Origin of the sequence: Chryseobacterium sp. VD8 (assembly GCF_037149975.1) — a bacterium.
Taxonomy (GTDB): Bacteria; Bacteroidota; Bacteroidia; order Flavobacteriales; family Weeksellaceae; genus Chryseobacterium; species Chryseobacterium indicum.
On the sequence record NZ_JBBCQL010000221.1, the window covers coordinates 1 to 7,794 of the forward strand.

The 7,794-nt window shown below is 35.6% G+C and carries 7 protein-coding genes; 1 reads left to right on the forward strand and 6 read right to left on the reverse strand.

Going from position 1 to position 7,794, the window contains the following annotated elements; translation table 11 throughout:
• From WFK35_RS18480 to WFK35_RS18495, 4 genes are all read right to left on the reverse strand, one after another.
• Positions 1–1,363 (reverse strand): hypothetical protein (locus tag WFK35_RS18480; RefSeq protein ID WP_336733799.1); only part of this gene is annotated, 1,363 nt, incomplete at its 3' end.
• 1,021 nt (positions 1,364–2,384) lie between these two features.
• On the reverse strand, positions 2,385–2,750 hold the full coding sequence (locus WFK35_RS18485; protein WP_076394835.1) for a hypothetical protein: 366 nt from the start codon (positions 2,748–2,750) through the stop codon (positions 2,385–2,387).
• Positions 2,751–2,799: 49 nt separating this feature from the next.
• Complete coding sequence (locus tag WFK35_RS18490) at positions 2,800–2,970, reverse strand: hypothetical protein (RefSeq protein ID WP_157967283.1); 171 nt, start codon at positions 2,968–2,970, stop codon at positions 2,800–2,802.
• A 353-nt stretch (positions 2,971–3,323) separates the two neighbouring features.
• Complete coding sequence (locus tag WFK35_RS18495; protein WP_157967284.1) at positions 3,324–3,479, reverse strand: hypothetical protein; 156 nt, start codon at positions 3,477–3,479, stop codon at positions 3,324–3,326.
• 932 nt (positions 3,480–4,411) lie between these two features.
• Between WFK35_RS18495 and WFK35_RS18500 the strand changes: the two genes are divergently transcribed.
• Complete coding sequence (locus WFK35_RS18500) at positions 4,412–5,074, forward strand: S24 family peptidase (RefSeq protein ID WP_206608152.1); 663 nt, start codon at positions 4,412–4,414, stop codon at positions 5,072–5,074.
• 180 nt (positions 5,075–5,254) lie between these two features.
• Here the strand turns inward: WFK35_RS18500 and WFK35_RS18505 are convergent, their stop codons facing one another.
• Both WFK35_RS18505 and WFK35_RS18510 read right to left on the reverse strand, forming a co-directional pair.
• Positions 5,255–5,968, reverse strand: a complete 714-nt coding sequence (locus tag WFK35_RS18505) for a hypothetical protein (RefSeq protein WP_336733800.1) — start codon at positions 5,966–5,968, stop codon at positions 5,255–5,257.
• Positions 5,969–6,021: 53 nt separating this feature from the next.
• A partial coding sequence (locus WFK35_RS18510; protein WP_442892082.1) for a PKD domain-containing protein occupies positions 6,022–7,794 on the reverse strand: 1,773 nt, incomplete at its 5' end.

Below are 7,794 nucleotides of genomic sequence, written 5' to 3' on the forward strand. Positions count from 1 at the left end.
CATTGCCTAACCCGCCTTTTCTTGCGCCATGCATACCGCTTATATGATTTACCGCCTGTGCCTGTGCATCACTACGGGTTTTTGACAACTCCTTAGCTTCATTGTCTCTGAACTGATGAGTTGCTTCAACACTTTGGGCTTTCGCATTATTCTTTTGATCTAAAGCATCCGTAAATGATGGTTCATTGGAGTTTGCCAACATCTTATCGGTTACTCCATTCGCTTTCATTTCACTGTCGATACTTGCCGTTTGTTGCTTTATAGGTTGTTCTACGCTGGCTGCAGTTCTTTTCACAGGCATTGCCTTAGCGACATTCGGCGTAGAAGGAGCCTTACCTACATTTTGTGTCGGCATTTTTGCAACCGGACGATGAGGCTGTGCTGCAATATCCGGTTTTGCTGCAGTTGCAGAAGCAATATCAATTGCTGCTGCATTCTTTTCTCTTTTAACATCGCCCACTGCTTTTTGATTGACTTCATTTATATTGTTATGTTTCTCAAACTCATCAGCCTGCTCTTCATTTTTAGGAAGTTGTATACTATGTATTTTTGCACTCAGCAAAGCTTTGAAATCTTCTTTCTTGAACATTCCGGCTTCCTTCGCACCCATTACATTTATCTGGCTTGCCTGTGCCATACTCTGACGTTCGTTGGCAGGAGATGGCGCTGCAGCCTGTGCATCATTTGTAGCTTTATGGGATGGTTCATGCTGCTTCTGTAATTTAGCAGTACTGCTTATTTTTCCGCTAAGCTCTGTAAATCCTGGATTACTGTGGGCATTTGCAGAAGGAGCCGGATCTACCTCTTCAACAGGTGCTTTATCTGGGTTAACAGGTTGAAGCTGGTCTGTCGAAACAATATCACCTTTATCTGATATCTGCTTTTTCCCCGGAGATTTAGTTTCGGCATTTGTTTCCGGAGATTTTTTATTTTGCTGATGAGCTGCTGCCTGTTCCTCCAACGTCTTCGGCAGAGAAGTTCCGGATTTCAGATCATGATAATCTTTAACCTGACTGATATTCAGCGTGGAAGTATAATTTTTTTCCGCTTTTTGGGTATCCGGATGATTGATATCCCCGGTTTCTGCCATACTTTCCTGATGCTTCTTAAACATGATCCCGGAACCCTGATCGTAAATGGTCTGTGAACCGTGAACCGGAGCGATAATTCCGTTTGCATTTGTCTTATTGATATTCGGGGTTGCGAATCCTGCGAGAGTTGCAGATTCTTCAGGCTTTTGTGTTTGTAAAGGAGCAACTTCCGCCACGGGCAGAGGTACCACCACCGGCTTTTTAGCCTTCTGCTTTTTGCTCTGGCTATGATGGTTTTTGTTGTCTTTTTCTACAGGTTTTGCTGCTTTCATTGACTTGGTGTTTTTTAATTATATTTTGTTTAAAAGGCACGTAAAGCACAACAATGTAAGCTGCGCTTTACCGTACCTGATGGAACTGAAAAATCAGACCCGGTAACGTATTTTTTTAAGATTTTACTGCCTGTAAGGTGTACACAGCGTTATGATGAGAAATCGGAAGTGCTGTGCTTTTTTCTTTTGATCCGGCTGAAATTCCAGATTCAAAATTCAGAATTTTTAAGGAGAATAAGCCTTTTTTGGAGTGGGGGATTCTGTAGTTGCAGTAAATGGTTTCCCGAAATGATTTCTGATGACAGTAATACAGAAATTTACTTTAGACTTTAAACTTTTTTACCACAAAAGATGTAAAAGAGTTTAACACTTTAGTTTTTTAAGTTTAATGCTTAAATGAAAAAAAAGAGCACATAAGTTAAAAAAACAAAGATTTTTTAATGTCCTGATTATTTAAATGGGACGTTTACTGTTATGCAATTTTATTGCAGTATTCTTCCTCTACGCTCCACTGTCCTGTACCGAAAGCTTACTGTGATGTATTTTTATTGCAGTATTCTATATTTATATTCCATTGTTATGGATTGAAAGCTTACTGTACAGCAATTTTAACAAAATGTTCTCCATTTACATTCCACTGTCTTAGATTGAAGGCTTACTGTTCTGCAACTTTACTACTGCTCACCTTTTCTGCTGCTTACCACAGGACATTTTAGGCTTACTACAGGACATTTTAGGCTTACTACAGGACATTTTTACTATTGCTCACCTTTTCTATTGCTTACTACAGTACATTTTTATTACTGCTCACTCGTTCCATACTCCAATACACTATATTTTAGCCTTACTGCACTACAATTTTATTCCAACCCACTTTTCCTAAAGCTTAGTACATAAGATTCAAATAATATTTTAAAGGAATTCAGCCCTTTCACGTCATGACGTTTTCTGATGTTGGTTTTTAACAACAATAATTAATTGTTTTTGATATTTGTCCTGCTTCGGAGGATTTTTTTGTTCTTTATTTTATCTCTTCTTTCTTCTCTTTTTCTTCTTCAGGCTGTCTGTTTGGCTGGTTTCCGATGTAAAGATTCATGGTTGTATCAATCCAGTTGGGAAGATTGGTGGTAATCATTTTCAGGAACTTGTCGTAACCATAACCGAGTACAAACAATATTCCTGTGGAATACCATTTGTTGTGGAGTTCGGCACTTTTCATGACATAGCTCATGGTGAAACCGACAATAATCACGATAATTAAGGTGATGATATGTTCCCAAGGCCTCTTTTTTTCTTTGTTCTGTATGGAGATCAATACTCTTAACAGTCCTCCCGAAAATGCAATGGCAGTTCCGATGAGGAGGGCTTTTATACTATCTAAATTCATTCTTCATATTATTATTCATTAAAATTGATTTTTTTACAACGCTAAGTTGTTAATCGTCCTGATCGAGCATATACATATCATCCAGAAATTTTCTGCTCGTCTCGATGTTTTCGTTTTCGCTGAGGTAAGCCAGCTCGTCTATAAGATCACTGATGTCTCTATCCGGATCCTGAAATTTTTCTAAGTTTTCTTTAATTTTTTTGTTCTCTTCTTTTTCCATGACTACCAAAATTTATTAATGCTGATTTTTAATTTTCAATTTCTTCCTGTTACTTTCGAAACCATTGTATTGCAGGTTAATCTTTAGCCTCAAAAGCATAGTTCCGGAAAGTAAATACAGTTTTTACCTTGCTGTTGTTCTCTATAAATTAAATGGATAATGAAAAGACAATCTTTTATTGATCTGATGGGCAGATTGAATTAGAAGCACTGAACTGTGCGGTCGCTTGGTCTTTAGCTTTTTAGAATATAATTTTCCGGCTCTAATTTTTTGTGATGGTGGATCAGCTGTAAAAGATTGTCCTGAGGAAGCCGCACGAAATGCGGATCTTTAATGACTTTTGTTTTTCCGTTTTACTCCTGAATGATGTTGTAAATGGTTCTTTCCGACAAAAACAGCATCTCCGTAAGTTCGGTTACAATAACTTTCATTTGCTTGTCCTGATTGCGTTTTACATAATCGTTGACAAAGTCTTTTCTTTTCTCTACAAGTTCTTTACTACGTTTCATATTTAAAAGGTTAAAAGTTGTTTTAATAAAATAATTTTTCGTGTCTTTTTTTGATCAGTTGAGTCAATAAAATCCCGCAAAGGCTTATAGTCTGCCTCTGAAAAGATGTTTAATGATGTTGTTTGATTTTAATTCTCAGAAGTCGGCTTCCTGTGTTTTCCGGCGCAGTTTCATCGGCCTGTCTTCCTGAATTTTATTTTCCTTCGTCTGCGAAAAGTATCTTCATATACAATTTGTTTAAACTTAATAGCAAAGTCGCAAAGATTTTATCTGCGATAAATTAAGCATCAATCCTTATTGAAAATCTTGGATTTTCCTGCGCCTTAAAGATTTGAGACCAAAAAAAATCTTGCGTCTTTGCTTCTTCCAACAAGAATCTCTTTTATTTAAAAAAGTTTAAACAAATTCATATTAAAAATGAATTTCTTTCTGCAAACTCAGATTCTCCGCTTCGGAATGTATTTAAATTATTACTGACAGTTATAATGAATCGATATTTTATAATCTGAACAGCAGCTTTGTCTTACATTTTCACGGTCTGTGTTTATGGTCGTTAAAACAAAACAGCAAATGTTCGCATTACCAGTTAAAAAAATGCACATTTTTCGTAAAAAAGAATTTAAAATCAATAATAAAAATATTCACACCAATATAAAAGCGCACTTTTTACAGTGATTTCTATTACTGAAACTTTATCTTCTGTCTGTAAACAAAAAGCACATGAACAATTTTAAATATTTGATTAACAACCCATATTAAAGCAAAAAAAATTAAAAAGTATCAAATATGTATTAAATTGTTGTGATAATTTTTGTACATTTGCCGTATTCTGTTTTAACAACGAGACAAATATACGAACATTGTTCGTATTTCAAAATAAAAAAGAAAAATATTTTGCGTATTTTTTCATAAATAACGATAAACATATCAGAATGACCAACTTAGAATTCAAAGAGATCAGAAAGAAACTAAAAATGAAGCAGGCTGAGATCGCCGAGGCGATAGGAGTTGGTACCAGAGCCGTCCAGTACTGGGAAAAAGGCGAAAGAAAAATACCGGAAACCACTGCTTATTTTGTAAAAAACATGCTGCAGGAACAGCAGCAGAAACCTGATAACAGCGCATCGCCGGTTGCTTATTCGGATCTAAAGATCATGTACGTTCCGCTGGCGAACCAATACGCACAAGCAGGATATCTGAGCAGATTTGCAGACGAAGAATATATAGAAAGTTTACCCACGATTCCTTTCAGTGATGATGTGGAACACCGCGGCGAATATATGTGCTTCGAAGTTCGGGGAGACAGTATGGACGACGGTTCCTACGAAAGTTATCTTGAAGGCGATATTATTTTATGCAGAAATATCCGTCAGGATTACTGGATGAGCAAGCTGCATTATGATAAGTGGGATTTTGTCATTGTACACAAAGAAAAAGGGATTCTCGTGAAAAGAATCATTAATCATGATGTTGAACGAGGCATCATCACTCTTCATTCTCTGAATGAATATTACGAAGATTTTGAAATTCATCTTCAGGATGTGGCAAAACTCTTCAATATCATCAGTACAAGGCGTAAAAATAACAGAAGGTGATAGAAAGCTTTATCATAGAATAAAAATCCTCAAAATTTCTTGAGGATTTTTATTTTAATTCATTTACAATTGTTTTGTTGTATTAATTTTAGATTATGTATCATTTTTTCCGACTAGTTAAGTCCAGATAATTCATTTTTATATGTACTCAATACGCATATTAATTATAGCTTATCGCTTTTATTGAAACCAACTAGTTAGTATACTATAATTTTTATCTTTTTCAATTGTAAAAGTATGAGAAAAAACATGTCCTACATTAAAATCCGGAGACATAAAATCATGAAATAACAAAACTGTATTAGGTGCTGTAGTAGGAATAGCCGCTGTTATGCCAGTATTACCAGTTGTTGTGTGCGCCCAAATATTGCCTATTGAATTTCCGCTAGTTGCTTCTACAATAGCTTCAAACAACACATTATCTCCCGGATTTACCTTTAACTGATTCCATGTTTCGATTCCGTTTGAAGAGGAATAATTTGTATTTTTATTTATTGTATTTACCAGAACATTTCCATTAACAGTTATTCTTATTCGTACTGATGTATCGTAAGAACCAGATACATTCGTATTAGCATTTTCCCAGAAAAGCGTTCTTGGAATCACGGTACTGCTATTACAATTCCCAATTTTAAAAGCTTTTAGCTCATTCTTTGTAACAGTATTTCCATCTGTATTTGTTAATTTTATTATTAAATCATAGTCGCCAAGGTCCGTAATACTCGGAAGAGATACTGAAATACTATTACCAATATAAGGTGTCGCGATAGGAATTACAAAATCAGTATATGGATCATTCGAACCATTTATTTTATAGGATGCAATTGCGCTTTTTATTGGCGAAGAAGATGTATAATTTACATCAAACGAAATATTGCATGTTTCTGTTGCCATTATTATATTTTTTATAATTATTAGTGATTTTTCAATCTTTTCTTACGCATATTCTAACTAATAGATGCGCTACCAAAAAACTGATTTTGATAGTTAAGACTTATTGTTAATAAATCTCCCGATGCTGATGCTTTAGGAGGATATCCAGCCGCATTTGTAGGCGCACTATTAAATTGATTCCATTGCTCTCTCGTAGTATTGTTAATTAAATCTCTCATCTTTGATGCAATCGTATTCGGGGTATCGGAAGAAGTCGCTACAACAGTAAGAACAACGCTATAAACTCCTGTTTGAAATTTATTGCCTGCTGAAACGTTTGGTCCGACTTTAAAAATTTGCTGCCTTGTTCCTCCTGGACCAGTTGTAGTATTATCTGTTTGAGTAAGTGTAGGAATTAAGTCCGCCTTATTTACAGTAATTATTACTTCATCTGTAGCCGTAGTACCATTGTTATCCTTAACTAAAAGCTGAAATTTATATATTCCTTCAACTAATCCAGTAACAGTTGTATCTGCTGTATTTGGACTTATAATATTCGCATTTAAAGAGGGTGAAGTTATTTGTTTCCATTCATAAGAAACTATCGTCCCGTCAGAATCATAACTTGAAGAGCCAATTAACATTACAGAATCAGTAGGTAATTGAATAGTTGTTTGAGAAGCACTAGCCTTAGCTATCGGAGCTGCATTAGCTCCTTCACAACAATCTCCTCCTTTCTCGAAGATGATACCTTTTATAATGATGGGAGTTTCTACGTACCAATTTTCAAGAGATACATTCTGTTCACATCCGCCTCCAATAACTTTTACTTTTATGTTCGGAATTTTTCTCGGAGAAAGATTATTAAACGTATGAGTTACAAAACCTTTTGAATCCGGATTTTGAATTACCTGACTTCCGTTATCAAGGAAATCCCAGCTGTACTGATAATCCATGAAGTGATCTCCTGTTATTTTGAGTTTCACAACAGTTGATGTTGAATCAGACTCAGGAAGATCAACTTTCTCCACGACAATTCTCACCTGCGGTTCTGTAATCACTGTAATGGTACAATCTGTAGATTTTCCATTAACGCTAAAGCTAATTGGCTGGTTATGTAATTCCTGACTTACCGATGCAGGATCAAAGAAATACAATCCATCAATTAATTGTACTCCGCCATTCAGATCAGAATCTACATTTGCCGTTACGATGCCGTTGAAAGGGAATACCGTAAACGGAATTTTCTCTGCTTTGGCACAAATAGTCGTATCAGGTAAAGTCAGATTAATCTTCACTTTCGGCGTACAGCAGATGTACGGAAGCGAGAAATCTGCCACAATAACTTCATCTCTCCCAATATGATCATACACCATGATAAAAGTACCTCCTTTTGCAACTCCGCGTTTATGTTCTAAACCCGAATATTTATCAATATATTCATTAAAGTAAGCTTTTGAAAGATCTTTATTTTTCAATAATTCTTTAAATGACAAAAGCATAATATCAAATCCCAGCTGCTGTTTGTCTCTGATCTTTTTTATTTCATCAAAAGCATCCTGATAATGCATTCCCTGATGTCCTTCAATATTATAAAACGGAGTTCTGTCCATGTTAAAATCCAATGGTTTCTTTACATAGGCTTCCTGTGAAAACACACCCGCATTATAGCCTGTATTATTACGGAACGATGGAGTTCGTATCTTATTGAAATCCCAGACTTTCAGAAACTCATCAGTAATTCTGTAATAGAATGGGATCGCTCTATTTCCTAAAAGGTCTGACTTTTGAGACGGAGTAATTTTAATGGCGGATTCCGCTTCTATTGGTATATCACTCTCAATTAC